This window comes from Streptomyces sp. NPDC001599 (genome assembly GCF_042893535.1).
In the GTDB taxonomy this organism is placed as follows: domain Bacteria; phylum Actinomycetota; class Actinomycetes; order Streptomycetales; family Streptomycetaceae; genus Streptomyces.
In genome coordinates this window covers 94,231-119,987 of record NZ_JBIAVA010000007.1, presented here as the reverse complement: position 1 = coordinate 119,987, position 25,757 = coordinate 94,231, and the positions used below count along the sequence as shown (strand labels likewise).

At 73.1% G+C, this 25,757-nt stretch carries 26 protein-coding genes; 8 read left to right on the top strand and 18 right to left on the bottom strand.

Going from position 1 to position 25,757, the window contains the following annotated elements; genetic code table 11:
* Positions 1–34: 34 nt before the first annotated feature.
* From modA to ACFYZ3_RS19405, 3 genes are read left to right on the top strand one after another with little or no spacing between them, the layout of a single operon-like run.
* Positions 35–826: a molybdate ABC transporter substrate-binding protein gene (gene modA, locus ACFYZ3_RS19415; protein WP_388519608.1), complete on the top strand. Its 792-nt coding sequence runs from the start codon at positions 35–37 to the stop codon at positions 824–826.
* Complete coding sequence (locus ACFYZ3_RS19410) at positions 823–1,674, top strand: ABC transporter permease (protein WP_388519019.1); 852 nt, start codon at positions 823–825, stop codon at positions 1,672–1,674. Before modA ends, ACFYZ3_RS19410 begins: the two co-directional genes overlap by 4 nt.
* Positions 1,671–2,771: an ABC transporter ATP-binding protein gene (locus ACFYZ3_RS19405; protein WP_388519016.1), complete on the top strand. Its 1,101-nt coding sequence runs from the start codon at positions 1,671–1,673 to the stop codon at positions 2,769–2,771. The genes ACFYZ3_RS19410 and ACFYZ3_RS19405 overlap by 4 nt, the downstream gene beginning before the upstream one ends.
* Before the next feature lie 44 nt (positions 2,772–2,815).
* Here ACFYZ3_RS19405 and ACFYZ3_RS19400 read toward each other — a convergent pair whose 3' ends face one another.
* The 3 genes from ACFYZ3_RS19400 to ACFYZ3_RS19390 form a co-directional block, all read right to left on the bottom strand.
* Entirely contained in the window at positions 2,816–3,382 is a 567-nt protein-coding gene (locus ACFYZ3_RS19400; RefSeq protein WP_388519014.1) for a hypothetical protein, read from the bottom strand.
* Positions 3,383–3,525: 143 nt separating this feature from the next.
* A complete protein-coding gene (locus ACFYZ3_RS19395; protein WP_388519012.1) occupies positions 3,526–4,128 on the bottom strand; it encodes a hypothetical protein in 603 nt (200 codons plus the stop codon).
* A gap of 22 nt (positions 4,129–4,150) precedes the next feature.
* The gene (locus ACFYZ3_RS19390) at positions 4,151–4,705 is read right to left on the bottom strand and encodes a SigE family RNA polymerase sigma factor (RefSeq protein WP_388519009.1); all 555 of its coding nucleotides are present in this window, start codon (positions 4,703–4,705) and stop codon (positions 4,151–4,153) included.
* A 285-nt stretch (positions 4,706–4,990) separates the two neighbouring features.
* Between ACFYZ3_RS19390 and ACFYZ3_RS19385 the strand changes: the two genes are divergently transcribed.
* Positions 4,991–5,236, top strand: a complete 246-nt coding sequence (locus tag ACFYZ3_RS19385; protein ID WP_388519006.1) for a hypothetical protein — start codon at positions 4,991–4,993, stop codon at positions 5,234–5,236.
* A gap of 151 nt (positions 5,237–5,387) precedes the next feature.
* Complete coding sequence (locus ACFYZ3_RS19380; protein ID WP_388519003.1) at positions 5,388–6,164, top strand: polysaccharide deacetylase family protein; 777 nt, start codon at positions 5,388–5,390, stop codon at positions 6,162–6,164.
* A gap of 13 nt (positions 6,165–6,177) precedes the next feature.
* On the opposite strand, the gene ACFYZ3_RS19375 is transcribed toward ACFYZ3_RS19380, so the two are convergent.
* The 11 genes from ACFYZ3_RS19375 to ACFYZ3_RS19325 all read right to left on the bottom strand — a co-directional run bounded on the left by ACFYZ3_RS19375 (position 6,178) and on the right by ACFYZ3_RS19325 (position 17,518).
* Positions 6,178–7,374, bottom strand: a complete 1,197-nt coding sequence (locus tag ACFYZ3_RS19375) for an FAD-dependent oxidoreductase (protein WP_361011806.1) — start codon at positions 7,372–7,374, stop codon at positions 6,178–6,180.
* A 199-nt stretch (positions 7,375–7,573) separates the two neighbouring features.
* Complete coding sequence (gene sigJ, locus ACFYZ3_RS19370) at positions 7,574–8,515, bottom strand: RNA polymerase sigma factor SigJ (RefSeq protein ID WP_388519000.1); 942 nt, start codon at positions 8,513–8,515, stop codon at positions 7,574–7,576.
* A 21-nt stretch (positions 8,516–8,536) separates the two neighbouring features.
* Complete coding sequence (locus tag ACFYZ3_RS19365) at positions 8,537–9,214, bottom strand: potassium-transporting ATPase subunit C (RefSeq protein WP_388518997.1); 678 nt, start codon at positions 9,212–9,214, stop codon at positions 8,537–8,539.
* 5 nt (positions 9,215–9,219) lie between these two features.
* Positions 9,220–11,358, bottom strand: a complete 2,139-nt coding sequence (gene kdpB / locus ACFYZ3_RS19360) for a potassium-transporting ATPase subunit KdpB (protein ID WP_388518994.1) — start codon at positions 11,356–11,358, stop codon at positions 9,220–9,222.
* Positions 11,355–13,019 (bottom strand): potassium-transporting ATPase subunit KdpA, encoded by a 1,665-nt coding sequence (kdpA, locus tag ACFYZ3_RS19355; RefSeq protein ID WP_388518991.1) that lies wholly within the window; start codon positions 13,017–13,019, stop codon positions 11,355–11,357. The genes kdpB and kdpA overlap by 4 nt, the downstream gene beginning before the upstream one ends.
* 7 nt (positions 13,020–13,026) lie before the next feature.
* Positions 13,027–13,116 carry a K(+)-transporting ATPase subunit F gene (kdpF, locus tag ACFYZ3_RS19350; protein WP_007451765.1) on the bottom strand — a complete coding sequence of 30 codons (90 nt, stop codon included), beginning with the start codon at positions 13,114–13,116 and terminating at the stop codon, positions 13,027–13,029.
* A 256-nt stretch (positions 13,117–13,372) separates the two neighbouring features.
* The gene (locus ACFYZ3_RS19345) at positions 13,373–14,161 is read right to left on the bottom strand and encodes an ABC transporter permease (protein ID WP_388518988.1); all 789 of its coding nucleotides are present in this window, start codon (positions 14,159–14,161) and stop codon (positions 13,373–13,375) included.
* Complete coding sequence (locus ACFYZ3_RS19340; protein ID WP_388518985.1) at positions 14,158–15,153, bottom strand: ATP-binding cassette domain-containing protein; 996 nt, start codon at positions 15,151–15,153, stop codon at positions 14,158–14,160. Before ACFYZ3_RS19340 ends, ACFYZ3_RS19345 begins: the two co-directional genes overlap by 4 nt.
* Positions 15,154–15,243: 90 nt before the next feature.
* Entirely contained in the window at positions 15,244–16,086 is an 843-nt protein-coding gene (locus ACFYZ3_RS19335) for a DUF4097 domain-containing protein (protein WP_388518983.1), read from the bottom strand.
* A gap of 123 nt (positions 16,087–16,209) precedes the next feature.
* The gene (locus ACFYZ3_RS19330; protein ID WP_388518980.1) at positions 16,210–16,731 is read right to left on the bottom strand and encodes a hypothetical protein; all 522 of its coding nucleotides are present in this window, start codon (positions 16,729–16,731) and stop codon (positions 16,210–16,212) included.
* Positions 16,732–16,894: 163 nt separating this feature from the next.
* Positions 16,895–17,518, bottom strand: a complete 624-nt coding sequence (locus tag ACFYZ3_RS19325) for a carbonic anhydrase (RefSeq protein ID WP_361014199.1) — start codon at positions 17,516–17,518, stop codon at positions 16,895–16,897.
* 334 nt (positions 17,519–17,852) lie between these two features.
* Here ACFYZ3_RS19325 and ACFYZ3_RS19320 point away from each other — a divergent pair, with 334 nt between their 5' ends.
* Entirely contained in the window at positions 17,853–19,259 is a 1,407-nt protein-coding gene (locus ACFYZ3_RS19320; RefSeq protein WP_388519605.1) for a GAF domain-containing SpoIIE family protein phosphatase, read from the top strand.
* 162 nt (positions 19,260–19,421) lie between these two features.
* Here the strand turns inward: ACFYZ3_RS19320 and ACFYZ3_RS19315 are convergent, their stop codons facing one another.
* Together ACFYZ3_RS19315 and ACFYZ3_RS19310 are read right to left on the bottom strand one after the other, a co-directional pair.
* Positions 19,422–20,711 carry a phosphatase PAP2 family protein gene (locus tag ACFYZ3_RS19315; protein ID WP_388518977.1) on the bottom strand — a complete coding sequence of 430 codons (1,290 nt, stop codon included), beginning with the start codon at positions 20,709–20,711 and terminating at the stop codon, positions 19,422–19,424.
* 78 nt (positions 20,712–20,789) lie between these two features.
* Positions 20,790–21,410 carry a glyoxalase gene (locus ACFYZ3_RS19310; protein WP_388518974.1) on the bottom strand — a complete coding sequence of 207 codons (621 nt, stop codon included), beginning with the start codon at positions 21,408–21,410 and terminating at the stop codon, positions 20,790–20,792.
* A 130-nt stretch (positions 21,411–21,540) separates the two neighbouring features.
* Between ACFYZ3_RS19310 and ACFYZ3_RS19305 the strand changes: the two genes are divergently transcribed.
* On the top strand, positions 21,541–22,125 hold the full coding sequence (locus ACFYZ3_RS19305; protein WP_356862233.1) for a TerD family protein: 585 nt from the start codon (positions 21,541–21,543) through the stop codon (positions 22,123–22,125).
* Here ACFYZ3_RS19305 and ACFYZ3_RS19300 read toward each other — a convergent pair.
* Both ACFYZ3_RS19300 and ACFYZ3_RS19295 read right to left on the bottom strand, forming a co-directional pair.
* Positions 22,115–22,858 carry a ferritin-like domain-containing protein gene (locus ACFYZ3_RS19300; RefSeq protein ID WP_388518971.1) on the bottom strand — a complete coding sequence of 248 codons (744 nt, stop codon included), beginning with the start codon at positions 22,856–22,858 and terminating at the stop codon, positions 22,115–22,117. The two genes, ACFYZ3_RS19305 and ACFYZ3_RS19300, sit on opposite strands and share 11 nt — an antisense overlap.
* A gap of 114 nt (positions 22,859–22,972) precedes the next feature.
* Positions 22,973–23,626, bottom strand: coding sequence for a DNA-binding response regulator (locus ACFYZ3_RS19295; RefSeq protein ID WP_388519602.1), 654 nt, complete (start codon positions 23,624–23,626; stop codon positions 22,973–22,975).
* Positions 23,627–24,629: 1,003 nt separating this feature from the next.
* Here ACFYZ3_RS19295 and ACFYZ3_RS19290 point away from each other — a divergent pair.
* The gene (locus ACFYZ3_RS19290; protein WP_388518969.1) at positions 24,630–25,487 is read left to right on the top strand and encodes an aldo/keto reductase; all 858 of its coding nucleotides are present in this window, start codon (positions 24,630–24,632) and stop codon (positions 25,485–25,487) included.
* The last annotated feature ends 270 nt before the right edge of the window (positions 25,488–25,757 follow it).

Genomic DNA, 25,757 nt, shown 5'->3' with positions numbered 1-25,757 from the left:
CGTGTCGACCCGTTCCGCGCGCCGGATCCGCCGGATGCTTCAGGTGACCGGCGCAGGTGCCGCCGCGCTGGCGGCCCTGAGCGCCTGCTCGTCCTCCGACTCCGGTTCCGGCTCCGGTGCCTCCTCGGCGGGCGGCGGTTCGGACGGGCTGTCCGGGACCGTGAACGTCTTCGCCGCGGCCTCGCTGACGGAGAGCTTCACCGAGCTGGGCGAGGAGTTCGAGAAGCAGCACCCCGGCACCGAGGTCGTCTTCAACTTCGGCGGCAGCGACGCGCTCGCCGCGGGCATCACCAGCGGGGCACCGGCCGACGTGTTCGCCTCCGCCAGCCCCAGGACGATGAAGGTCGTCACGGACGCGGATGCCGCCGCCGGGACGCCGGCCACCTTCGTCCGCAACCAGCTGGAGATCGCCACCCTGCCCGGCAACCCGGAGCAGGTCGCCTCCCTGAAGGACCTCACCGGGGACGGTCTGAAGGTCGTGCTGTGCGACAAGGCGGTGCCGTGCGGCGCGGCCGCACAGAAGGCGCTGACCGCCGCCGGTCTCGAACTCACCCCGGTCTCCTACGAGGAGGACGTGAAGTCGGCGCTCAACAAGGTGGTCCTGAAGGAGGCCGACGCCGCGGTCGTCTACCGGACGGATGTGAAGGCGGCCGGTGACAAGGTGACGGGCGTGGAGTTCCCCGAGTCGGCGAAGGCCGTCAACGACTACCCGATCGCCCTGCTCAAGGACGCCCCCAACGCGGACGTCGGCAAGGCGTTCATCGCGCTGGTGCGGTCCGCCGAAGGACAGCAGGTCCTGACCGGCGCCGGGTTCACGGCGCCGTGACCACCTCGCACAGGACCGGTTCCCCGGCCGGCCCCCGCACGGGTGGACGGCCGCGCCGCCGCCAGGTCCGGGGCGGTGCCCCCCTGCCGCTGCTCGTGCCCGCGCTGATCGGCCTGGCGTTCCTGGTACTCCCCCTCGTCGCCCTGCTGATCCGGGCGCCCTGGGCGAGCATGCCCGAGCTGCTGACCAGTACCGAGGTGTGGCAGGCACTGCGCCTGTCGCTGATCTGCGCCACGGCGGCGACCGTGGTGAGCATGGTGATCGGCGTGCCGCTGGCCTGGCTGCTGGCCCGGGTGGAGTTCCCGGGACGCGGACTGGTCCGCGCCCTGGTGACGCTGCCGCTGGTGCTGCCGCCGGTGGTGGGCGGTGTCGCCCTGCTCATGGCACTGGGGCGCAACGGGGTCGTCGGGCAGTGGCTGGACTCCTGGTTCGGGATCACGCTGCCGTTCACCACCACCGGTGTGATCCTCGCGGAGGCGTTCGTGGCGATGCCGTTCCTCGTCATCAGCGTCGAGGGCACCCTGCGCGCCGCCGATCCCCGCTACGAGGAGGCGGCCACCACCCTCGGCGCCTCCCGCTTCACCGCGTTCCGGCGGGTCACGCTGCCGCTGATCGCGCCCGGGATCGCCGCCGGTGCCGTGCTGGCCTGGGCGCGGGCGCTCGGCGAGTTCGGGGCGACGATCACCTTCGCCGGGAACTTCCCCGGCCGCACCCAGACCATGCCGCTGGCGGTCTACCTCGCCCTGCAGAGCGACCCGGAGGCGGCCGTCGCCCTCAGCCTGGTACTGCTGGCCGTGTCCATCGCCGTACTCGCCGGACTGCGCGACCGCTGGATGACCGCCTCATGACCGACACCGGGAAGAACACCGCGCGGACGGACACGGCCGCCGGGGACCAGGCGGTGGACGGAGGGCTCGACGCGCGGCTCGTCGTCGAGCGGGGTGGCTTCCGCCTCGACGTGGCCCTGACCGCGGCCCCCGGCGACGTCGTCGCGCTCCTGGGCCCGAACGGCGCCGGAAAGACCACCGCCCTGCGCGCCCTCGCCGGTCTCGTCCCACTCTCGGACGGTCATCTGCGGCTCGACGGAGTGGAGTTGGACCGTACGCCGCCGGAGTCCCGGCCGGTCGGGGTCGTCTTCCAGGACTACCTGCTCTTCCCGCACCTGACCGCGCTCGACAACGTGGCCTTCGGTCCGCGCTGCCGGGGCGCGACCAGGGCGCAGGCCCGGATGCAGGCCGCCGCCTGGCTGGAGCGCCTGGGTCTCGCCGGGCACGCCGCCGCCAAACCGCGCCGGCTCTCCGGCGGCCAGGCCCAGCGCGTCGCCCTCGCCCGCGCCCTGGCCACCCACCCCCGGCTGCTGCTCCTCGACGAACCCCTCGCGGCCCTCGACGCCCGCACCCGCCTCGACGTCCGCGCCCAACTCCGCCGCCATCTGGCCGATTTCGAGGCCGTCGCCGTACTGGTCACGCACGACCCGCTGGACGCCATGGTCCTCGCCGACCGCCTCGTCGTCGTCGAGGACGGCCACGTCGTCCAGGAGGGCACCCCCTCCCACATCGCCCGCCGGCCGCGCACGGACTACATCGCCCACCTGGTCGGGCTCAACCTCTACCGGGGCCGGGCCGAGGGCCACACGGTACGGCTCGACGACGGGCCCGCGATCACGACCACCGAGGAGCTGACCGGGCCGGTCTTCGTCGCCTTCCCGCCCAGCGCCGTCACCCTGCACCGGGACCGCCCCACCGGCTCCAGCGCCCGCAACGTCTGGCGCTGCGAAGTGGCCGGTCTGGAGACCCACGGCGACCGGGTCCGCGCCGACCTCACCGGCGAACTCCCCCTCGCCGCCGACCTCACCACGCTCGCCGCCGCCGACCTGGACCTGCACCCCGGCGCCACCGTCTGGGCCACGGTGAAGGCCACGCAGACACACGCCTACCGCGACTGACGACGTGGTCGCGACCACGTACGGATCACGGTCCCGCCCGCGCATCAGGGCGTGTACAGCGACTGCACCCTGGTGACCCGCCCGCGGCCGTCGAAGCTCAGGTCGTAGCCGAGGAGCGCGCGGTCCGAGGCGGGCCGGGCCGTCAGGCGGCCGACGAACTCCTCCTGGGCGTACGCGGCGGGGTGCTTCGCGTCGCCGAGCGGGACCGACAGGAGCACCTGGGCGTCCTCGGTCATGCTCACCTCGGTGTAGGGCCCCTCTCCCGGAACGATCACCCATGCCTCGAACTGGGGGTGGGGCTTCTTCTCGGCGGGCCGCACCGACAGGTAGGTCCGTCCGTCGCCGGTCCGGGCGTCGCCGATCTGCACGAACTGCTTGGTGCCGGCCCAGCGTGCCGCGGTGGCGCTCGGCCCGGCGCTCGGGGCCGTCCCGTCCGGCGACGGGGTGGCCGGCGCCGAGGTCACGGACTCGGTGGCGGTGGCGGCCTGCCCGTGGTCCGGTCCGTCGTCCGGTCCGGCGTCCGGTCCGCCGCACCCGGTGAGGGCCAGCAGGCCGAGGGTGAGGGCGGTGAGGCACCGGACGGTGGTGGTCCGGCGGTGTGCGACGCGCATGGTGAAGTCCCCCCAAGGACGTGGTGCGTTCTGGATACGCACTCTCTACGCGCCGGCCCACCCGGTGGGTTGCATCCCGATGCGAATTGTTCGCCCCCCTCGCCGTCGACGGCCCGTCCGGCACCTCCACGGCACCCGCGGGATCAGTCGCCGAGCCAGTACGCCTCCCGCAGCGAGTGCACGCGGCCCTCGCCGTCGTAGTCGATCGCGAAGGCCCACTTCCGCCCGGCGGCCAGCCGGTCCAGCAGCTCGTCCAGTCGCAGGTCCGCCGGGTTCCCGCCGGACAGCCGCCGTGCTTCCACCGGCGTCCCCCGCGGCAGGGTCAGCGTGTGCGCCTCGCCCGTGGGCGTCGCCCCGCCCCGCACGGTGCGCAGCGGCTCGACGGTGACCCGCACCGTGTCGCCCTCCGCCACCGCGTCGTACACGTAGGCCAGTTCCTCGGCGTACTCCGCTCCCGGAGCGGGCGTCGGCGGCCTGAAGGACGAAGCGGCCGCCGTCGGGAGGACGGCGGGCGGCTCGGGGTCCCGGGCGGCCCGGACCAGCGACAAGCCGCCCAGGGCCACCGCCGCGGCCAGCAGCGCGCCGCCGGACGCCAGTGCGGCACGCCTGCGGCGCAGGCGCTGCTCGCCGCGCGCCCGGATCCGCTCCGGGGCCGGCGGCACCGCGTGCCGGCGGCCCGACTCCGCGAGGTCCGCCAGGGACTCCCCCAGCCCGGTCAGCGGTCCGGGCGCCGGTCCTGGCCCCACTTCTGACCTCGGTCCTGGCCTGTCAGCCATGTCGCACCTCCGGCAGGCGACTCGTCCGCGGATCCAGCTCGGTGTCGGACAGCAGCCGGGCCAGCGCCGCCCGGCCCCGGCTCAGCTGCGCCTTGACCGTACCGACCGGACTGCCGACCTCGGCGGCCACCTGCTCGACCGTCAGGTCGCACAGGTGGTGGAGCACCACGGCCCGTCGTTGCGCCTCGGGTATCCGCCGCAGCGCCTGGACCAGCAGCACGTGGTGCGGTTCCGGGGGCGGGACGGCGGCCGGCGGGCCCTGGCGCCGGGCGAAGGCGAGCGCGGTGCGCACCTTCCGCCACCGGCTGACCGCCAGCCGCCAGGCCACCGTGCGCACCCACGCCTCGGGGGCACCGCTCAGGTCCAGCTCGGTCCGCTGTTCCCAGGCCCGGGCGAAGGCCTCCTGGACCACGTCCTGGGCCTCGGCGAGGTCGCCCGTCATCGCGTACAGGTGACCGATGAGCCTGCCGACGCTCTCGGCGTAGAAGGCGTCGAACTCGCGTGTGTCCGCACCCCGGCCGGTGCTCGGTTCGTCTGGTGGTCGCATGTCTCCCCCGTCAGGCTGCACGGTGCCATCCGGCCGCCTTCCGGTACAAGGAGCCTGCGTCGTCGGCTCCGGTCCGACTCGCGGCGGCCCCGGCCGACCCGGCCCGCATCCTGCCCGCTCTGGGCGCCGCGGGGACCGCCACGGACGCCGCCCGCCCGGTCCTGACGGGACGGCGCCTGAGGTTGCCGGAACCCGGCAGGCTTCGACCGGCCTCCCGTGCCGGAGGACAGGCTCACGCCGGGGCGGCCGGCTTGCCTAGGCTGCCGTCCGAAGGGGGCCCCGATCATGTCCGTTCGACCGAGCACGGACGACTGGCGGCTCATCGCCTTCGGCGCCACCGTCGTCTGCACGGCCGCGCTGTACCGGTGCATGCCGACGGCCAGGAAGGTCGGGGCCGACATCCGGGAACAGGAGGAGAAGCCCTGGGACAAGGTCCCCCTCAACACCTTTTCCCTGTACTGGATGATCGGGTCGGGCACGGCTTGCACAGGAGCCGCAGCCTACTTCTGGGAGTACCTCGCCCTCGGGTGAGCCGTAGCCCGTCGAGTTGTCCGCGAACTCCCCCGGGATTGTCCGTGATCGGTAACGGAGGGATCCCGGGCGGGGTTTCTCCCGTCCTGTCATGTGGTCCCCGACGTGAGCGGGGGCGGCGGGGCAACTACGCGAAGGCGGGGCGGCGGACATGGCGCGGCACGGTGGTGGACGGGGCTGGTACGGCAAGGTGGTCGGGGCGGCGCTCGGTGTGACGGTGCTCGCCGTCGGCGCCTCGGTGTGGACCGCGCAGGCCGACTCCGTCGGCGGCGGTGCGACGCCGCGGGCGTCCGCGTCGGCCACGCCGGGCGGCGAGGCCAAGCCCGTCGACATCAGCATCGCGCACGCCTCGGACGCGGGGCCGAACGGCGTGAACATCACCATCGACGACGGCCCCGACCCCGCGTGGACGCCTCAAGTGCTCGACCTGCTGAAGGAGTACGGCGTGAAGGCCACCTTCTGCATGACGGGCCTTCAGGCCGAGGCCCACCCGGATCTCGTGAAGGACGTCGTGGCGGCCGGTCACCTGCTCTGCGACCACACGGTGTCGCACGACACCACCATGGACAAGAAGTCCGAGGCCTACCAGTCCAAGGAGATCCTCGACGCCGAGCGCATGATCATCGAGGCGTCCGGGGGCGTGCGGCCGGTGTACTACCGGGCCCCCGGCGGGGCGTTCACCCCCTACAGCCGCAAGCTCGCCGCCTCCCACGGGATGCGCCCGCTGGGCTGGAACGTGGACACCAAGGACTTCGAGCGGCCGGGCGCGGACGCCATCGTCGCCACCGTCAAGCGGGAGCTGCCCAACGGCCCGACCATCCTCTTCCACGACGCCGGGGGCGACCGCACCCAGACCGTCGAGGCCCTGCGGCAGGTCCTGCCCTGGCTGAAGGAGCAGGGCCACACCTTCGGCTTCCCGGTGCGGTGAGCGCGTCCCTGGTTCAGGTCGTCGGGACCGGCTCCGGGGTGCGGGGCGCCACCGGGCGGCGGCGGGTCGGGATGCCGAGGGTCGGGTTGGCGACGCCCCAGGCCGCGGACTTGCAGACGAGTTCCTTGTAGAGGGCGGCGAGCCGTCCGGTCAGGGCCGCGCGCACGGCGCGGTCGTCGGCGGTGACGTACTGGATCAGGCCCTGGCCCCGGCCGAGCGAGATGCACTGGTTGAAGTAGCGCGGCGTCACGTTCGGGAGCTTCCCGCCGGTCAGCCGGGCCGCGATGGCGTCGGCGGCCTGCCAGGCGGTGGGCACACCCGAGGCGCACGACATCCGCAGCGGCTTGTCGCCGGGGCCCGCCGCCAGCGCGGCGTCGCCGACCGCGTACACGTCCGGGTGGGACACCGAGCGCATGGTCCCGTCGACGACGATCCGGCCGGTGTCGGTGACATCCAGCGTGGTGGCGCTCGCCAGGGGGTGGACGGCGAATCCGGTGGTCCACACCGTGACGTCGGCCGGGACGGCCGTGCCGTCGGCGGTGACGACGTGGTCCGCGGCCACGGCCGTGACGGCGGCGTTCTCGTACGCCGTGACGCCGAGGGCGGCGAAGACCTTCCGTAGGTGGCGGCGGCCCTTGGGGGAGAGCCAGTCGCCGAGTTCGCCGCGGGCCGTGAGCGACACGTCGAGGTCCGGGCGGGCCTCGGCGATCTCGGACGCGGCCTCCAGGCCGGTGAGCCCGCCGCCGACGACGACCACGGTCCGGCCGGCCTCCAGCCCCGCCAGGCGTTCGCGCAGCCGGAGCGCTCCCGGGCGGCCGGCGATCTCGTGGGCGTGCTCCACCGCACCGGGGACGTCCTGCGGGTTCCAGGCGCTGCCGAGGGCGTAGACGAGGGTGTCGTAGGCCAGTTCACCGGCGCCGTCCTCGTCGGTGACGGCGACGGTCCTGCGGTCGGCGTCCACGCCGGTGACCTTGGCGATCCGCACCTCGACGCCGGTGTTCGCGAACATCTCGTCGAGCGGCCGGGCCCTGAGGTCCTGGCCGACGGCGAGCTGGTGCATCCTGACCCGTTCGACGAAGTGGGGCTCGGCGTTGACGAGGGTGATGGCCGCGTCCTCGCTCCGCAGCCGCCTGGCAAGACGGCCGGCGGCGACGGCTCCGGCGTATCCGGCGCCCAGGACGACGATGCGGTGCCGCGGGGTGTGCTGCATGACGTGCTCCCTTGTCTCCGGCCGCTGGGGGTTCTCTCCAGCGGGACTCGCCCCTTGAACCGGGCAGCCCGCCGATTCCTGACAGGGGTGGGAGTGACGCGCACCACATTCCGGCCGGGGCCCGGGGTCCGGGAGGGAAGGGGAGGGAAGGGGACGGAAGGGGAGGGGCGGCGGCGAGGTCCGGGAGGCCGGGCCCGGGTCAGATCCGGAACAGGGGTTCCCCGTGCTCGTCGGCCTCCCACCGGCGGGTGGCGCGTTCGAGCTTGTCGGGGTTGACCTGGTTGCGGAAGCCCGCGAGCCCCTCGGAGGTGACCTCCAGGCACATGATCCCGATGACCCGGCCGTGCACGACGGCCACCAGGGCGGGGTCGCCGTTGGCGGTGGCGGCGTGGATCTCGGCGGGACCGCCGGTCAGCGCGCGCTTGGCCCTGCCGGGCTTGAACAGGCCCCGCAGGAACGTCGCCACGGCCTGGGCGCCCTCGAACGCCTTGGCGCGGGCCGGCACCTTCCCACCGCCGTCGCCGATCGACACGGCGTCCCGGGTGAGCAGCTCGACCAGCGGTTCGGTCCGGCCGCTGGTGGCCGCCGCGAGGAACTCCTCCACGATCCGCCGGGCGGCGGCCTCGTCGACCTCGGTGCGGGCCCTGCCCTGCGCGACGTGCTTCCTGGCCCGGTGCAGGGTCTGCTGGCTGGCGTCCTCCGTGATGTCGAGGATCGCGGCGATCTCCCGGTGCGGGTAGCCGAAGGCCTCACGCAGGACGTACACCGCCCGCTCGCCCGGTGAGAGCCGCTCCAGCAGGGCGAGGACCGCCAGGGAGACCGACTCGCGCTGCTCGGCCGTCTCCGCCGGGCCGAGCATCGGGTCCCCGGCGAGCAGCGGCTCGGGCAGCCACTGGCCCACGTAGGTCTCCCGGCGGGCGCGGGCCGAGGTGAGCTGGTTGAGGCACAGGTTGGTGAGGACCTTCGTCAGCCACGCCTCGGGGACCTCGACGCGTGCGACGTCGGCCGCCTGCCAGCGCAGGAACGTCTCCTGCACGGCGTCCTCCGCCTCGCTCGCCGAGCCGAGGAGGCGGTAGGCGATGGCCTCCAGACGGCGCCTGGAGGCCTCGAACCGTTCCACGTCGCTCACGGTCAGGGCCATGGCCCGGATTGTAACCGCGCCTCAGTGCCCGGCCTTCGGTGCCACCAGTTCCCCGAGCGCGATGTTGAGTTCGAGGACGTTCACCCGCGGTTCGCCGATGAAGCCGAGGGTGCGGGGGGTGGTGTGCTCGTCGACGAGCTTCTGGACGCGCTCGGCGGGCAGGCCGTTCTTCTCGGCGACCCGGTGCACCTGGAGGTCGGCGTACCGCGGGGAGATGTCCGGGTCCAGCCCGGAGGCGGAGGAGGTGACGGCGTCCGCGGGCACGTCCTCGGGCCGCACGGGGTGGCCGGGCACGGAGTTGTCCTCGACTACGGCGGCTTTGGCGTCCTTGACCCACTGGACGAGTTCCGGGTCGTCGGCGGAGCGGTTGGTGGCCCCGGACAGGAGCAGCTCGTACTGCGTGTTGACGCTGTTGGTGCCGAGGCCGTTGGCCGGGCGGCCCTGGAACCATCTCAGGTCCGGTTCCGGGGTCTCCTGGCCCTTCCCCAGCGGCAGGTTGTAGGACTGGCCGATGAGGGAGGAGCCGACGACCCTCCCGTCCGCCTTGATCTCGGAGCCGTTCGCCTTCCCGGGGAACAGCCCCTGGGCGACGCCGGTGACGACGAGCGGGTAGACGATGCCGGTGACCAGGGTCAGGACGAGCAGGGCGCGCAGGCCCGCCGTGAGCAGCCGGGCGGCGTTGGTCAGGGATGTGTTCATGTCGGTCAGCCGATTCCGGGAGTGAGCGAGACGATCAGGTCGACGATCTTGATGCCGATGAACGGGGCGATCAGCCCGCCCAGTCCGTAGACGGCGAGGTTGCGGCGCAGCATCCGGTCGGCGCTCATGGGCCGGTAGCGCACGCCCTTCAGCGCGAGCGGCACCAGCACGACGATGATCAGCGCGTTGAAGATCACCGCGGACAGGATCGCGGAGTCCGGGGAGGACAGGCCCATGATGTTGAGCTTGTCCAGGCCCGGGTAGACGGCCGCGAAGAGCGCCGGGATGATCGCGAAGTACTTGGCGACGTCGTTGGCGATGGAGAACGTCGTCAGGGCGCCGCGGGTGATCAGGAGCTGCTTGCCGATCCCGACGATCTCGATCAGCTTGGTGGGGTTGGAGTCGAGGTCGACCATGTTGCCGGCCTCCTTGGCGGCCGACGTGCCGGTGTTCATCGCCACACCGACGTCCGCCTGGGCCAGCGCGGGGGCGTCGTTGGTGCCGTCGCCGGTCATCGCGACCAGCTTGCCGCCGGCCTGCTCGCGCTTGATGAGGGCCATCTTGTCCTCGGGCGTGGCCTCGGCGAGGAAGTCGTCGACGCCGGCCTCGTCCGCGATCGCCTTGGCGGTCAGCGGGTTGTCGCCCGTGATCATGACGGTCTTGATGCCCATGCGGCGCAGCTCGTCGAACCGTTCCCGCATGCCGTCCTTGACGACGTCCTTGAGGTGGATCACCCCGAGGACGCGCGCGCCGCGGTCGTCCTCCACGGCCACCAGCAGCGGCGTACCACCCGCCTCGGAGATGCGGGCGGTGGCGGTGTCCGCGTCCTCGGTGACCGTGCCGCCCCGCTCCCGGACCCAGGCGGCGACCGAACCTGCCGCGCCCTTGCGCACCCTGCGGCCGTCCACGTCCACGCCGGACATGCGGGTCTGGGCGGTGAACCCGATCCACTCGGCGCCGGCCGGCTCGCCCTGCTGCCGCTCGCGCAGGCCGTACTTCTCCTTGGCGAGGACGACGACGGAGCGGCCCTCGGGTGTCTCGTCGGCGAGCGAGGAGAGCTGGGCGGCGTCGGCGAGTTCGGCCTCCGTCACACCGCGGACCGGCACGAACCCGGCCGCCTGCCGGTTGCCCAGCGTGATGGTGCCGGTCTTGTCGAGGAGCAGCGTGGAGACGTCACCGGCGGCCTCGACCGCGCGGCCCGACATCGCCAGCACGTTGCGCTGCACCAGGCGGTCCATGCCCGCGATGCCGATCGCGGAGAGCAGGGCGCCGATCGTGGTCGGGATGAGGCAGACCAGCAGGGCCACCAGCACGATCATGTCCAGGTGGGTGCCCGCGTAGTCGGCGAACGGCGGCAGGGTGGCGCAGGCCAGCAGGAAGACGACGGTCAGCGAGGCCAGCAGGATGTTCAGCGCGATCTCGTTCGGCGTCTTCTGCCGGGCCGCTCCCTCGACCAGGTTGATCATCCGGTCGATGAAGGTCTCGCCCGGCTTCGTGGTGATCCTGACGACGATGCGGTCGGAGAGCACCTTGGTCCCGCCGGTGACCGCGGACCGGTCGCCGCCGGACTCGCGGATGACGGGCGCCGACTCGCCGGTGATCGCCGACTCGTCGACCGAGGCGACGCCCTCGACGACGTCGCCGTCGCCGGGGATGACGTCCCCGGCCTCGCAGACGACCAGGTCGCCGACCGTGAGCCCGGTGCCGGGGACCGTGGTGCCGTCGACCCGGCGGGCGACGGTGTCGGTCCTGGCCTTGCGCAGGGTGTCGGCCTGGGCCTTGCCGCGGCCCTCGGCGACCGCCTCCGCCAGGTTGGCGAAGAGCACGGTCAGCCAGAGCCAGGCGCTGATCGTCCAGCCGAACCAGTCGCCGGGGTCCGTGCAGGAGAAGGCCGTGGTCAGCACGGAGCCGACGAGGACGACGAACATGACGGGCGACTTCGCCATCACCCGCGGATCGAGCTTGCGGAAGGCGTCGGGCAGCGACGTGACCAGCTGCTTCGGGTCGAAGAGGCCCGCGCCGACGCGGCCCTGACCGGGCTGGTGCCCGGAGGGTGCGTCGCTGTGCGGCGCCCGGGTCTCAGTGGCTGTGGACATGGAGTCCCCTTGGTTCCGCGGGTCGGTCCGCTGCGTGTCGGTGTTCATGCCGCCAGCCCTTCGGCGAGCGGGCCCAGGGCGAGGGCCGGGAAGTAGGTCAGACCGGTGATGACCAGGACGGCGCCGACCAGCAGGCCGGCGAAGAGCGGTTTCTCGGTGCGCAGCGTTCCCGTGGTGGCCGGTACCGGCTGCTGCCGGGCCAGCGAGCCCGCGAGGGCCAGGACGAACACCATCGGCAGGAACCGGCCCAGCAGCATGGCGAGGCCGAGGGTGCTGTTGAACCATTGGGTGTCGGCGTTCAGGCCCGCGAAGGCCGAGCCGTTGTTGTTCGAGGCGGAGGTGTAGGCGTAGAGGATCTCGGAGAAGCCGTGCGCCCCGCTGTTGGTCATCGAGTCGCCCGGGGTGGGCAGGGCCATCGCCGCGGCCGTGAACACCAGGACCAGGGCCGGGGTGATCAGGATGTAGCAGGCGGCGAACTTGATCTCGCGGGTACCGATCTTCTTGCCCAGGTACTCGGGCGTACGCCCGACCATGAGCCCCGCGATGAACACCGCGATAACCGCCATGACCAGCATGCCGTAGAGCCCGGACCCGACCCCGCCGGGCGCGATCTCGCCCAGCATCATGCCGAGCATGGTGATGCCGCCGCCGAGTCCGGTGAAGGATGAGTGGAAGGAGTCCACCGCGCCGGTCGAGGTCAGGGTGGTGGTCACCGCGAAGAGCGACGAGCCGCCGATCCCGAAACGCAGCTCCTTGCCCTCCATCGCCCCGCCTGCCGCCTGCAACGCGGGGCCGTGGTGGGCGAACTCGGTCCACATCATCAGGGCGACGAAGCCGACCCAGATGGTGGCCATCGTGCCGAGGATCGCGTAGCCCTGGCGCACCGAGCCGGTCATCACGCCGAAGGTCCGGGTCAGCGCGACCGGGATCAGCAGGATCAGGAAGATCTCGAACAGGTTGGTGAACGGCGTCGGGTTCTCGAAGGGGTGGGCGGAGTTGGCGTTGAAGTAGCCGCCGCCGTTGGTGCCCAGCTCCTTGATGACCTCCTGCGAGGCGACCGCGCCCCCGTTCCACTGCTGCGGAGCGCCCAGGAACTGGCCGACCTCGTGGATGCCCGAGAAGTTCTGGATGACCCCGCAGGCCACCAGGATCACCGCGCCGACCGCGGCGATCGGCACCAGGACGCGGACGACCCCGCGGACCAGGTCGGCCCAGAAGTTGCCCAGTTCACCGGTGCGGGACCGCGCGAAGCCGCGTACGAGAGCGACGGCGACGGCGATGCCGACGGCCGCCGAGACGAAGTTCTGCACGGCCAGACCGGCGGTCTGCACGACGTGGCCCATGGCCTGCTCGCCGTAGTACGACTGCCAGTTGGTGTTGGCGACGAAGGACGCGGCGGTGTTGAACGCCTGGTCCGGGTCGATGGAGGCGAAGCCGAGCGAACCGGGCAGCACGCCCTGCAACCGCTGGAGCAGGTAGAGGAAAAGGACCCCGGCGAGGGAGAAGGCGAGGACGCCGCGCAGGTACGCGGGCCAGCGCATCTCCGTGTCCGGGTCCGCACCGATGCCCTTGTAGATCCACTTCTCGACCCGCAGGTGCTTGGGCGAGGAGTAGACCCTGGCCAGGTGGTTTCCGAGGGGGACGTAGGCGAGCGCCAGCGCGGCCATGAGCGCGAGCAGCTGGAGCACGCCGGCGAGGACAGGGCTCATGCGGTGCTCAGAACCTCTCCGGGTGGATCAGGGCGAGGACGAGGTAACCGAGCAGGGCGACGGCCACGATCAGGCCGACGACGTTCTCCGCGGTCACAGCTTCGTCACCCCCTTGGCGACAAGGGCCACGAACGCGAACACCGCGATCATGGTGACGACGAAGGCCACGTCGGCCATCGCTGGCTCCTAGTGAGGTTCGGAAAAGAAGCTGACAACGAGATGAGAGCCCCCTTCCGACCGTTTTCGGCCGCCGTTGATGGCTTCCATACGGCGGCGCGAACGCCTTTGACACCTCTCTGACGACATACGGCGCCACCCGACGAGATGCCGGGTGGCGCCGCCGCGGGGTCGCGCTACTTCGCGTCGCGGTTGAAGACCGACTTCGCCCAGACGTAGCCGAGCACGGTGAGGGCGAGGCACCAGACGAGGGCGAGCCATCCGTTGTGCCCGATCTCGGTGCCGAGGAGCAGGCCGCGCAGGGTCTCGATGGCGGGTGTGAAGGGCTGGTACTCGGCGATCGGCTGGAACCAGCCCGGCATCGAGTCGATGGGGACGAAGGTGCTGGAGATCAGCGGGAGGAAGATCAGCGGCAGCGCGTTGTTGCTGGCGGCCTCGGCGTTCGGGCTGATCAGGCCCATGCCGACGGCGATCCAGGTCAGCGCGGTGGCGAACAGGGCGACCAGCGCGAAGGCCGCGAGCCACTCCAGGGCGGTGGCGTCGGTGGAGCGGAAGCCGATGGCCGCGCCGACGGCGCCGACGAGGACCACACTGATCACCGACTGCAGCACGCTGCCGATGACATGCCCGGTGATCACCGAGCCGCGGTGGATGGGCATGGTGCGGAAGCGGGCGACGATGCCCTCGGTCATGTCGTTGGAGACGGAGACCGCGGTACCGACCGTGGTGGACCCGATGGTCATCAGCACCAGGCCCGGCACGAGATAGGAGACATACGCGGACCGGTCGGCGCCGCCGCCGATGCCGGCGCTCATCGCGTCGCCGAAGACGTAGACGAAGAGCAGCAGCAGCATGACCGGCGTGAGCAGCAGGTTCAGGGTGAGGGACGGGTAGCGGCGGGCGTGCAGGAGGTTGCGGCGCAGCATCGTGGAGGAGTTGCGCGCGGCGAGGGAGAGGGTGCTCATCGGACGGTCTCCTTCAGCTGGTCGGTCTGGGCGGGGACGGTGGCGGTGGCGGTGAGGGCGAAGAAGACGTCGTCGAGGTCGGGGGTGTGGACGGTGAGTTCGTCGGCCTCGATGCCCGCCTGGTCGAGGCGGTCGAGGATGGTGCGTAGGTCGCGCTGGCTGCCGTCGCTGGGGATCTGGAGGGTGAGGGTGTCGTCGTCGCCGGTGCTGTCGGGCAGGGCGGCGGTGGCCTCGCGGTGGGCGGTGGGGTCGGTGAAGCGGAGCCGGACGTGTCCGCCGGGGACGATCCGTTTGAGTTCCTCGGCGGTGCCCTCGGCGGCGATCTTTCCGTTGTTGAGTACGGCGATGCGGTCGGCGAGTTCGTCGGCCTCGTCCAGGTACTGGGTGGTGAGGAGGACGGTGACGCCGTCGGTGACGAGTTCGCGGATGATCTGCCACATGTTGTGGCGGGAGCGGGGGTCGAGGCCGGTGGTGGGTTCGTCGAGGAAGATGATCCGCGGGTTGCCGACCAGGGTCATGGCGATGTCGAGGCGGCGTTTCATGCCGCCGGAGTAGGTGGAGGCGGGCTTGTGCGCGGCCTCGGTGAGGTCGAAGCGCGCCAGCAGGTCCGCGGCGACCCGCCGGCCCTCGCGCCGGGGGAGCAGGTGCAGGTCCGCCATGAGGAGCATGTTCTCCTCGCCGGTGATCAGGCCGTCCACGGCGGAGAACTGGCCGGTGACGCCGATCGCGCGGCGCACGGCCTGCGGGTCGGCGGCGAGGTCGTGGCCCGCCACCTGGGCCTGCCCGCCGTCGGCCGGGACGAGGGTGGAGAGGATCTTGACGGCGGTGGTCTTGCCCGCGCCGTTCGGGCCGAGCAGCGCGAACACGGAACCGGCCGGGATGCGCAGGTCGATGCCGTCGAGGACGGTCTTGTCGCCGTAGGACTTGCGCAGCCCCACGGCGGAAACGGCGGCGGGTGTCTGCGGACCGGCTCCCGCAGTGGTCGTGGGCATGACAGACGAAGGCATGGAGCCCTCCCGTTCGAGGGGATGACAGGGGATGACGGGGGATGGGTGGGTGGGGGAAGGGGACGGGCGCGGCGCTCAGGCCTTGGCGCGGCGGACGTCGATGTTGCCGTACCGGGTGCGGGCGTGGACCTTGACGGTCTCCTCGGTCTCGGCGGGGCCGTCGGACGCGGTGAGGGTGTTGCGCACCTGCCCGCCGCTCGAACGGACGTCGAGCCAGGCGGCCGTGCCCTCGCGGACGCCGACCTCGATGGCGCCGTAGGAGGTCTCCAGCCGGATCTCGCCGCGGACCACCTCGTCGATCCGCAGGGTGCCGTGGGCGGTGGTCGCGGTGAGCGAGGCCTCGGCGTGGGCGACGTTGATGTCACCGTTGGCGTTCTTCACCCGCAGGTCGCCGAGGGCGGCGCCCACGGTCGTGGAGCCGTGCGAGTTCTTCAGTACGGCCGGGCCGTCGATCACGCCGACGCGGACGCTGCCGGAGCTGGTGGTGATCTCGGCCGAACCCTCGACCCGGTCCACGGTGACCGAGCCGTGGGAGGCGGTGAGCTGGAGCGGCCCCGTCGTGTCCAGGCGGACATCACCGCCCGGGGTCTTCACCCGGACCTCGCCGAGCCGGCCCTCGCCGAGGACCTGGGTCCAGGAACCCTCCATGTCGACGCGTGAGCCCGTGGGCAGCTCCACCGTCACGTCGACACCGCCGGAGGGTCCGATGAAGCGGCGTTCCTTCGTGCTGATCGTCAGGACGCCGCTCGCGTACGAGACCTCGGTCTGCTCGGCGGCCCGTACGTCCCTGTCCCGCTTCGGGTCGCCGGGCCGCACCTCGACGACCGTGTCGAGCCGGTCGCCCGCGGTGAACCGGATGGAACCGGCGCCCACGTGGGCGGTCACCGCGATCGGTCGGGGAGTGTCGAAAGAAGGCATGGCTGTACCGTCCTCGTGAGTCCTTGGGGTGTCCCCGCTGGTGGGACGTGGTGTGAGCGCTGTGCTGCGTTTCTCTCGGGTCCTAGCGCGGGTGCGAGCGCGAGGGGCGGGGCGGGGCCCGTCCTAGCGCACCCAGCCCGTGAAGCTCTGACCGACGTTGCGGGCCCGCTCCGGCGGACGCGCGGCGGTGCCGCCGCCGTCGACGGCTGCCGACACGGCCCGCACCAGCCAGGCGTTGACGGACAGACCCTCGCGGCTCGCGGCCTCCTCGGCGCGCGTCTTGAGGTGGGCCGGCAGACGCAGGTTGACGCGGGCGGTGCCACCCTCGTCGATGTCGGCGGGCGCCGGTGCCTTGAGCGTCTCGACGGACGCGGCCGGCTCCGCGGTGCCACCGCCCTCGGTGGGCGGCGGCGTCACCACGAAGTCGGGCTCGAGCCCGCGCAGCCGTACGTCGACGGAACCGGGGGCCAGGTCGCGGGTGATCTCGTCCATGGCGGCGGAGAGCACGTTGAGCATGGTCAGCCGGGTCGCCGACTCCAGCGGAGCGAGGAGCCGCTCCGCCAGTTCGCGGGCTTCGTCGCCACCGGCCTCGGCGGCCACCGCGAGTTCACGACGGAGGGTGTCGACATACGGGGTGAGGTCCATGACGCCATGATGGCACCACAATGGCGCCACACGCAAGCGTGAATGGCACCCACCCCTGAGCGGAGAGACAGGAACCTCTTCGACCTGCCAAAACGGGCGGGAGGTCGCTTGATGCCACCATGGCACCACAGGGAGCGCCATGGCGGCATCAGGCGTCGGGTGGCTACTCCGGGAGCCCGTGGGCCGCCACGCGCTTCACCGTTCCCCCGGCCAGCCGGTAGGACAGACCGACGACCGCGCACCGGCCGGCGGCCACCTCGTTCGCCAGCAGCGCCGAGCGCCCCACCAGCCCGTCCACGCTGCGGCGGATGTGCTCGTCCACGAACTGGTCGATCTCGGTACGCCCCAGGGCGCGCGCGGCGAGCACGCTCGGGATCACCCGCTCCACCACGTCCCCGAGGTAACCGGCCGGTGCCGCGCCACCGCGCTCGGCCTCGGCGGCCGCGGTGACCGCGCCGCAGGAGTCGTGCCCGAGCACCACCACGAGCGGTGCGCCCAGCACCTTGACGCCGTACTCGACGCTGCCCAGCACCTCCGCGCCCGCCACATGGCCGGCCGTCCGCACCACGAACAGGTCGCCCAGCCCCCGGTCGAAGATGATCTCGGCCGCCAGCCGCGAGTCCGAGCAGCCGAAGAGCACCGCGAACGGATGCTGGCGCGGGGCCAGCTCCGACCTGCGGTCGGCGTCCTGGTTCGGGTGCAGACGGTCACCGCTCACGAAACGGGCGTTGCCCTGCAGCAGTGCCGCGTAGGCCTCGGCGGGGGAGGAAGGGATCAGATCAGGCATGGCTGCACGGTACTGGCCGAAGGGCTGCGGCCCGCGGAGCCCGCGGCGCTACGCCCGGTCGGCCCGCCCTCGGCGGATCGCGCCTGCCCCGTCCCGTCCCGTCCTCATCAGCATGCCGCCCGTCCGCGCCCTGGCCACCCGCCAGGCCGAATCCGCCGGGACGAACCCGGTCGCACCGGGGCGGTGCCGGGTTACTCCGACCGGCTGTGCACGGACGGCACGCCCCGCACCGCCGGGCGAGGGTGGGCGGAAGGCGAACCGCACGGCGGGAGGCGAGGCACGCGTGATGGCGGAGGAACGGCACCGCTCGCCGGACGAGCCGGCCTCGGCCGACATGGCCTCCGGCGCGGGTTCCGGGGAGGGTTCCGCAGAGGGGACCCCAGAGGGGTCCGCAGGGGCCTCCGGCCACGGCGCCGACGAGCCGTACGCCTCGCTCCTCGACCTGCCGCTCAGCTCCGACCTGAGCCGGATCGGCGAGCAGCTGCACGCCTTGGCCCGCGCCCAACGGACCCTCCAGGAGCTGCTCCAGGCGGTCGTGAACATCACCGGCGAGCTGGAGCTGCCCGCGGTGCTGCGCCGCATCGTGCGCACCGCGATGGACCTGGTGGGCGCCCGCTACGGGGCCATGGGCGTCCTCGACCAGGAGGGCAGGTTCCTGGAGGAGTTCATCCCGCTGGGGCTGACCACACAGGAGCTGGCCGACCTGGAGGGGGTGGAGCTGCCGCGGGGCAGGGGCCTGCTGGGGCACCTGATCCACCACCCCGAGCCGCTGCGGGTCAAGAACATCTCGCGGCACCCGGAATCGGCGGGCTTCCCGCCCGGACACCCGCCGATGCGCAGCCTGCTCGGGGTGGCGATCAGTGTGCGCGGCCGGATCTACGGCAACCTCTACCTCTCCGAACGCAAGGACGGGCAGCCCTTCGACCGGCACGACGAGGGCGTGATCCGCGCGCTGGCCGGCACGGCGGGCGTGGCGATCGAGAACGCCCGCCTCTACCAGCAGGTCCAGAACAGCAGCGAGCAGTTCCAGCGGCTGCTGCTGCCACGCCTGCCCGACCTGCGGCCCTTCACCGCGGGCGCGGCCTACCGCCCGGCGAGCGCGCCCGCCGCCGTGGGCGGCGACTGGTACGACGCCATGCTGCTGCCCGGCGGGGCCTGCGCGGCGGTGATCGGCGACGTCGTGGGGCACGACCTGCGGGCCGCGGCCGACATGTCCCAGATCCGCAACATGCTGCGCGCCCTGTACTACGACCCGGGCGCTTCGCCCAGCACCTCCCTCACCCGGCTCGACCGGATCATGAACGCGGCCCTGGACGAGGCCCCGGTGGCCACGGCACTCCTCGCGCGGCTGGAGCCCGCCGACGGCACGTGGCAGCTTCGGTGGTCCAGCGCGGGGCACCCGCCGCCGCTCGTGCTGCTGCCCGACGGGCGGGTCCGCTACCTGGACGTGGAGCCCGGACTCCCCCTCGGGGTGGCGCCCGACCTGCCGCGGCCCGACCACTGCCGGCCCCTGCCGGTGGACAGCACCGTCATCCTGTTCACCGACGGCCTCGTGGAGGTCCCCGGCCAGCCGCTGGACCGGGGCCTGGACGCCCTGGCCGTCACCGCCTCCCGGCTGGTGGGGCTGGAGCCCGAGGACCTGTGCCGTGCCCTGGTCACCCACCGGCCCGGCAACGGCCACGACGACAAGGCCGTCCTCGCCCTGCGCACCCCGCCCCTGACGAGCTACGGATCCTCGTGAGGGCGGCCGGCCCGCGCCTCACGGCGATCCGCGCCTCACGGCGGCCCGCACCTCACGGCGATCCGCGCCTCACCCGGTCCACGGCTTCCTGCGGACCCGGGGCCCCAGCATTCAACGACCTGCGGCCTCTCGCACTTCAGCAGACATGCGGCTCCGGGGTGCTCAGGCCGCCTCGAGCCGTGGTTCCGGGAGCGTCGGCGGCGCCGCCGTCACCGGTTCCCAGCTCTTCGTGGTCCGTACGTAGCCGTGGATCACCGAGGCCATGGCCAGCAGCAGGAGCGGTCCGAAGACCCACGGGTGCCGGGCCATCTCCAGGGACAGGTAGCGCGTGGAGGCCAGGATCGCGGTGAACACCAGCGCCCCGTGGGCGACCAGCAGGCTTCCCGACCGGTCCCAGCCGCGGTCCAGGGAGCGCAGCCCCGCCTCGACCGTGACCGCGAACACGACGCCGGCGATCAGGTCGATGGCGTAGTGGTAGCCGAAGCCCAGCGTCGCGGTGAGCGTGGCGACCAGCCAGAACGTTCCCGCCCAGCGCAGGACGCGCGGACCCTTCCGGGAGTGGATGAAGATCACGGTGGCCCACGCCGTGTGCAGGCTGGGCATGCAGTTGCGGGGGGTGACCCCGTCGTACGTGAACGCGTGGGGCGGGCCGACCGGCGGGAGCGTGTGGGGCCACAGGTCGGCAATCGCCCACTCCGCGCCGCCGGTGCCGAAGGCGCCCGTGCCGTAGGCGAAGACCGGTCCGACGACCGGGAAGATCATGTAGATGCCCGGCCCGAGCAGGCCTATCAGCAGGAAGGTGCGGACCAGGTGGTGGCGCGGGAACCGGCGCTCGGCCGCCACCTTGCGCAGCTGGTACAGCGCGACGACGACCGCGGCCACCGCGAGCTGGACGTAGACCCAGTCCAGGACGTGTTCACCGACCGCGCCCGTGGCCTCGACGGCCCGTCCCACCAGCCACGACGGGTTCCCCAGCGCGTGGTCGGCGGTCGCCACGTACGGGTCGAGCACGTCGGGCCGCGTCTTCGACGTGATCAGCAGCCAGGCGTCGCCGGTCTTGCGGCCGGCCACCAGCAGGAGGCCGAGCCCGACGCCCTTCAGCAACAGGATCCGTTCGGGGCCGGTGCGCCGGGTCAGGGCGACGACCCCGCAGCCCAGGACCACCCACAGCGCGCCGTTGCCGAAGGAGTGGCTGCCGGACGCGGTGGCGTCCGCCGCCCACCGCACCAGCGCGACGGCGAGGTCGATGCCGACCGCGACGGCCGCCGCGACCAGTCGCTGCCGCCAGGTGAGGACCACCATCGTCAGCGCCAGCCCGGCGTAGAGCAGGGGCCCCGAGGCGGGGGCGAACACCAACTCCTTGGCCTGGTTGGTCATCGGCCCCGGCAGGCCGTAGCGGCGCGCGGCGATCTCCAGCGCGACGAGGAACGCGAGGGTCGCCACACCCGCCACGGCCCAGAGTCTCGCTCGCGTCCCGCCCCTGGGTATTCGCGGTGTTTCCCGTGAAGACATGCACAGGAAACTAGCCCATCAGTGGCTGGGCTCCGGCTGCCAGGCGAAGCCGTCCGGGTCGGCGAACGGGCGGGTGCCGCCGGAGACGACGAGACGGTGGGAGCCGGTGCCGTCGGCGGAGACGCCCGCGACCTTGGCGAGGGCCCGGCGCTTGTAGAGGGAGAGCTTGACGGTGCCCGGGCCGGTGGCGAACTCGACGTACTTCCCGCCGAAGCTCTTGCCCACGGTGAGGCCCTGCTCGACGTAGAACCGCTTGGTGGCCTTGACGTCCTCGACGCCCAGGAGCAGCACGATCTCGTCGACGTCGCGGGTGACCGGGGCGGTGTCCTTCTTCGCCGAGGTCGCGATCTGCCAGACCGTGCCGTCCGGCGCCTGAACGACTCCGCCGTAGCCCCACAGGGACTTCGCGGCGGGCTTGAGGACGGTGGCGCCGGCGTCGACGGCGGCGGTGAACAGGGCGTCGACGTTGCCGGGCTGGGCCACGACGAGTGACAGGGTGAAGCCGCGGAACCCGCTCGTGGGGTCGTCCGAGGTGCGCAGCCGCACCCGCGATCCGTCGAGCCCGAAGGCGTCGGCGTAGAAGCGGGCGGCGGCCTCGGTGTCGGCCACCTCGAGGGTGACGGAGTCGATGGAGTTCATGTCGTCGACGGTATGGGCGGACGGGTCCGCGGTGCTTCTCGAAAACTGACCGGTCGCCCCGCCCTGCCGAAACGTTCCGGCGCCAGGCAGACTCTGGGGCACAGGCACGACCACGGAGGATGACCCACACATGATCACGCTCACCAAGGAAGGCGGCCCCGCGGACCTGGACGGAGTGACCCATCTGTCCATCGGTGTCTCCTGGGACCCCACCGCCGGCAGCAGCGGCGGAGTGCTCGGCAAGCTGCGGCGCAAGACCGGCACCGACCTCGACCTGATCGCCGTCGCGCTCCAGGGCGGGGACCCGGTGCGCCTCGCCGGGCTCGACTCGCTCGACCCGATGGGCAACGGCTCGCTGCTGCACAGCGGCGACAACCAGACCGGCCACGGGGACGGCGACGACGAGACGGTGACCGTCGAGTTCGCGCGGCTCCCGAGCGTCATCACCTCGATCGTGTTCGTCGCCGCCGCGTACAAGAAGGGAAGCTCCTTCCAGAAGGCGCGCAACATCAGCTTCAAGGTCTACGACGCGACCGGGGGCAGCGCTGAGCAGGTCGCCGACATCTGGCCCAGCCTGCTCAGCCAGGACAACGGCTGCGCCGTGGCCAAGGCGGTGCGGGTCGGCGGCACCTGGAAGCTGGAGGTCGTCAACGAGACGGGCAAGATCAAGCAGGGCGACGAGCACGCCCTGATGCGCTTCGCCGTCAGCAAGTAGTACGGGCGCCGCCCTTCCACGCGTCCGGCCGCGGGTTCAGTACGGCGTGGACGACCTCGGCGGCCGAGGCCATGACGTCGGCCGCGAACCGGCGCCGTCCGACGCCGAGCCGGCGCAGCCCCGCGCCGTGGTCGGCGGCGACGACCACGGTGACGGCGAGCAGGAGCAGCCGCCACAGGGCCATCACGGGGCGGCGCGTCACCGCGGGGAGTTCGGCCAGCGAGTGGTGCAGCCGCTCGCAGTGGAAGGGGACGTGGCGCTGCTCGTCGGCCAGGATCCGGCCCGCCACCTCCGAGGTCAGCGCGTCGTCGGTGCCGTCCCGCAGGGACCGGTAGTAGCGCAGCGCCACGACCTCGGCGATCATCAGCACCAGCAGTTCGGTGCGCAGGCCCAGCAGCCGCCGCAGCCGTACGAAGACGGTGTCGCTCCAGTGGCCGCTCAGCGTCGGCCGGCCGCCGGCGGCCAGCAGCCGGGCGAGGAGCCGGGCGTGGTTCTGCTCCTCGGCGACGAAGAGCCGCACCGCCCGCGCGTAGTCGGCGTCGCCCGCCTCCTCGGCCTTGGAGACGAGGTTCGCGCCGTCACCGTCCTCGCCGACCTGGAAACGCTGGATGCCCGCCCACACCGCCCGGGGCAGTACGGCGCCCCGCGCCCAGTCCGGATCGCCCTGCGCCGCTCTGCGCTCCCGCTCGTCCTCGAACCGCCGTGTCCACTTGGCGAACCCGTCCGTACCCACTGCCCCGCCCCTCTCCGGGACACGGCCGCCGTGCCCTGGATGGGGACGACGCAGCCGGACGCCGATCCGTTCCCGCCGATCCGTTCCCGCCGGGGTGCCGTCGGCCGCTCGGTCTCAGCCGCTCAGGCCCAGTTCGCCCGCGCGCACGCCCGCCTGGAACCGCGACCCGGCGTCGAGGGCGTCGAGCAGCCCGGCGACCCGGCGCCGGTAGGTGCGCAGCGACATGCCCAGCTCCCGTGCGGCGGCCTCGTCCGTGGCACCCGAGCCCAGTGCCCGCAGCACCGTCCGGCTCCCGGCGTCGAGGTGCGGCTGGTCGCCCCGCAGGAAGGACGCGAGGTCGGTGGCCGCCTCCCAGGCGGCTTCGAACAGGGCGTGCACGCCGCCGACCAGGGTGGGCGCACCGGTCACGGTGTACGCACGGCCCCCGGGCGAGTCCGCACCGGCGAGGATCGCCCAGCGCCGGTCGATGATGATCGTCTCGTGCGGCAGGGCACCGGCGGCGATCCGCACCCGGGCGCCCCGGGCGGCCAGCTCGGCCAGGTGCGCCCGGCCGCCCTCGTCGGCCAGCGCGGCCGGGCTGAGCAGCTTGCGGACGTGCGCGGCGCCGCTGTCCCGCACCCGTGCCCGGGCGACCTGCCGGGCGGCGGGGCGGGGCCAGGTGTCGAGGTCGCGGGCGGCGCAGACGAACTCCTCCCGGACCGAGGAGAAGAGATGCCCGGCCCGGGCCAGCAACTCCGTATCACCGTGCACCGTCATGCTCTCTGCCATCGGGGCCATAAGGCCATTGTGACCCCTACGCCCCCGACGCCGACCGGGCCACGGCGCCCCCGACGCCCCGGCTTCCCCGCCCCGACGAACACCACGCCACCCGCCGGACACTCCGGCACCCCGGCACTCCCGCGCCGCCGACGGCCGGTGGCCACCGCGCCCCGACTTCCCGGGCGACGGCAGCCGGGGCCCGGCAACACCCGGCGGCACGGACCCCGCCCCCCGACGCCGACAGAGGCCACGCCGCTCGCCGGACACTCCGGCACTCCCGCAGGCCCGCTCGCCGGACACTCCGGCACCCCGGCACTCCCGCACCGCCGACGGCCGGTGGCCACCGCGCCCCGACTTCCCGGGCGACGGCAGCCGGGGCCCGGCAACACCCGGCGGCACAGACCCCGCCCCCCCCGACGCCGACGGAGGCCACGCCGCTCGCCGGACACTCCGGCACTCCCGCAGGCCCGCTCGCCGGACACTCCGGCACCCCGGCACTCCCGCGCCGCCGACGGCCGGTGGCCGCTGCGCCCCAACACCCCGGGCGACGGCGGCCGGGGCCCGGGGTGGGGCGGGTGGCGTGGGCGACGGACCAGGGCGGCCCGGCACGGCCCGCTGGCCGGGTTCACCCACCCCGGGCGACGTCGGCCAGGGCCCGGCAACACCCGGCGTCGCGGGCCCCGGGCTCCCCGGCGCCGACGGAGGCGGCGCCCCATTCCGCCACTCGCCGGCACTCCCGCAGGCCCGCCCCGCCGACGGCCGGTGGCCACTGCGCCCCAACACCCCGGGCGACGGCGGCCGGGGCCCGGCAACACCCGGCGGCACGGACCCCGCCCCCCGACGCCGACGGAGGCCACGCCGCTCGCCGGACACTCCGGCACTCCCGCAGGTCCGCTCGCCGACGGGCGGTGGTCAGTGCGGCCCGGCGGGAGGTGGCGTGCCGCGGGCGGGCTCTTGGCAGCAAGTTGCCATGGGCTCGTCGGGTGGGGGCCGGGCCGCGCAGGGTGAGGGCATGAGCAACGACTTCCGCCTCGGTGGCGACCTTCCGATCGGGCGGCTCGGCTTCGGAGCCATGCGCCTGCCCACCAACAGCTTCCACGGCCCGGCCCGCGACCCGGAGACCGGCCGCGCCGTGCTGCGCCGTGCCGTGGAACTCGGCGTCGACCACATCGACACCGCCGCCTTCTACGCCAGCGGCGACGGCTCCGTCCGCGCCAACGACCTGATCCGCGAGGCCCTGCACCCCTACCCGGACGGCCTGGTGATCGCCACCAAGGTCGGCCCGCTGCGCACCCCGGGCGGCGGCCTGGAGGCGACCACCGATCCGGGCGCCCTGCGGGCGCTGGTCGAGGAGAACCTGGCGGGCCTCGGGGTCGACCGCCTCGACCTGGTCTACCTCCGCATCGGCGGCATCGAGCCGCCGCCGCACGGCGAGTCCGTCGCCGCCCGCTTCGAGGCGCTGGCCGCGCTGCGCGAGGAGGGCCTGATCCGGCACCTGGGCCTCAGCCACGTGGACGCCGGGCACCTCGCCGAGGCGCGGACGATCGCGCCCGTCGCGGCCGTCCAGAACCACTTCCACACCAACCGGCGCGACGACACGGAGGTACTGGCCCGCTGCGAGGAGTCCGGCATCGCCTACGTGCCGTACTTCCCGCTGGGCGGCGGCCTGGGCGACATCGGCGGGGACCGGCTCGCCAAGGTCGCGGACCGGCACGGGGCCACGGTCCCGCAGATCGCCCTGGCCTGGCTGCTCGCCTCCTCGCCCGTCACCCTGGCCATCCCCGGCACGGGCTCCCCGGCCCACCTGGAGGAGAACACCGCCGCCGGGTCGATCGTCCTGACCGCCGAGGACCTCGCCGACCTCCGTTGACCCCGCCCGCACGGACGTGTCCTTTGTCTCGGTACGGGGGTTCGCGCGCCACGTACCGGCGCGGTCCGCCAGGTCGGCGGGGACAACCCGGTGGCCGTCCCGGGAATATTCCCCCGGCGGCTGATCGGGCCAAGATTATCGCCGGCACCCGGTCGATCACGGCGTGCTACTGTCGGAGGAAGTTGCAGTTGTGGTTGCCTGAAGGTTTTTTCCGACGGGGTGATCATCACGGCGACCGGAGTGCACACAGGGTGGACTCCGAGCACCGTA

What these genes read in the sequence shown, in the direction of transcription:
- ACFYZ3_RS19330 (WP_388518980.1), bottom strand. Translation starts at nt 16,731, where the DNA reads ATGGACCTCACCCCGTATGTCGACACCCTCCGTCGTGAACTCGCGGTG.
- ACFYZ3_RS19385 (WP_388519006.1), top strand. Translation starts at nt 4,991, where the DNA reads ATGTCCGTTCGACCGAGCACGGACGACTGGCGGCTCATCGCCTTCGGC.
- ACFYZ3_RS19340 (WP_388518985.1), bottom strand. Translation starts at nt 15,153, where the DNA reads ATGCCCACGACCACTGCGGGAGCCGGTCCGCAGACACCCGCCGCCGTT.
- kdpB (WP_388518994.1), bottom strand. Translation starts at nt 11,358, where the DNA reads ATGAACACCGACACGCAGCGGACCGACCCGCGGAACCAAGGGGACTCC.
- ACFYZ3_RS19345 (WP_388518988.1), bottom strand. Translation starts at nt 14,161, where the DNA reads ATGAGCACCCTCTCCCTCGCCGCGCGCAACTCCTCCACGATGCTGCGC.
- ACFYZ3_RS19380 (WP_388519003.1), top strand. Translation starts at nt 5,388, where the DNA reads ATGGCGCGGCACGGTGGTGGACGGGGCTGGTACGGCAAGGTGGTCGGG.
- ACFYZ3_RS19295 (WP_388519602.1), bottom strand. Translation starts at nt 23,626, where the DNA reads ATGGCAGAGAGCATGACGGTGCACGGTGATACGGAGTTGCTGGCCCGG.
- ACFYZ3_RS19305 (WP_356862233.1), top strand. Translation starts at nt 21,541, where the DNA reads ATGATCACGCTCACCAAGGAAGGCGGCCCCGCGGACCTGGACGGAGTG.
- kdpA (WP_388518991.1), bottom strand. Translation starts at nt 13,019, where the DNA reads ATGAGCCCTGTCCTCGCCGGCGTGCTCCAGCTGCTCGCGCTCATGGCC.
- sigJ (WP_388519000.1), bottom strand. Translation starts at nt 8,515, where the DNA reads ATGGCCCTGACCGTGAGCGACGTGGAACGGTTCGAGGCCTCCAGGCGC.
- ACFYZ3_RS19290 (WP_388518969.1), top strand. Translation starts at nt 24,630, where the DNA reads ATGAGCAACGACTTCCGCCTCGGTGGCGACCTTCCGATCGGGCGGCTC.
- ACFYZ3_RS19375 (WP_361011806.1), bottom strand. Translation starts at nt 7,374, where the DNA reads ATGCAGCACACCCCGCGGCACCGCATCGTCGTCCTGGGCGCCGGATAC.
- ACFYZ3_RS19310 (WP_388518974.1), bottom strand. Translation starts at nt 21,410, where the DNA reads ATGAACTCCATCGACTCCGTCACCCTCGAGGTGGCCGACACCGAGGCC.
- ACFYZ3_RS19365 (WP_388518997.1), bottom strand. Translation starts at nt 9,214, where the DNA reads ATGAACACATCCCTGACCAACGCCGCCCGGCTGCTCACGGCGGGCCTG.
- ACFYZ3_RS19405 (WP_388519016.1), top strand. Translation starts at nt 1,671, where the DNA reads ATGACCGACACCGGGAAGAACACCGCGCGGACGGACACGGCCGCCGGG.
- ACFYZ3_RS19320 (WP_388519605.1), top strand. Translation starts at nt 17,853, where the DNA reads ATGGCCTCCGGCGCGGGTTCCGGGGAGGGTTCCGCAGAGGGGACCCCA.
- modA (WP_388519608.1), top strand. Translation starts at nt 35, where the DNA reads ATGCTTCAGGTGACCGGCGCAGGTGCCGCCGCGCTGGCGGCCCTGAGC.
- ACFYZ3_RS19335 (WP_388518983.1), bottom strand. Translation starts at nt 16,086, where the DNA reads ATGCCTTCTTTCGACACTCCCCGACCGATCGCGGTGACCGCCCACGTG.
- ACFYZ3_RS19400 (WP_388519014.1), bottom strand. Translation starts at nt 3,382, where the DNA reads ATGCGCGTCGCACACCGCCGGACCACCACCGTCCGGTGCCTCACCGCC.
- ACFYZ3_RS19325 (WP_361014199.1), bottom strand. Translation starts at nt 17,518, where the DNA reads ATGCCTGATCTGATCCCTTCCTCCCCCGCCGAGGCCTACGCGGCACTG.
- ACFYZ3_RS19390 (WP_388519009.1), bottom strand. Translation starts at nt 4,705, where the DNA reads ATGCGACCACCAGACGAACCGAGCACCGGCCGGGGTGCGGACACACGC.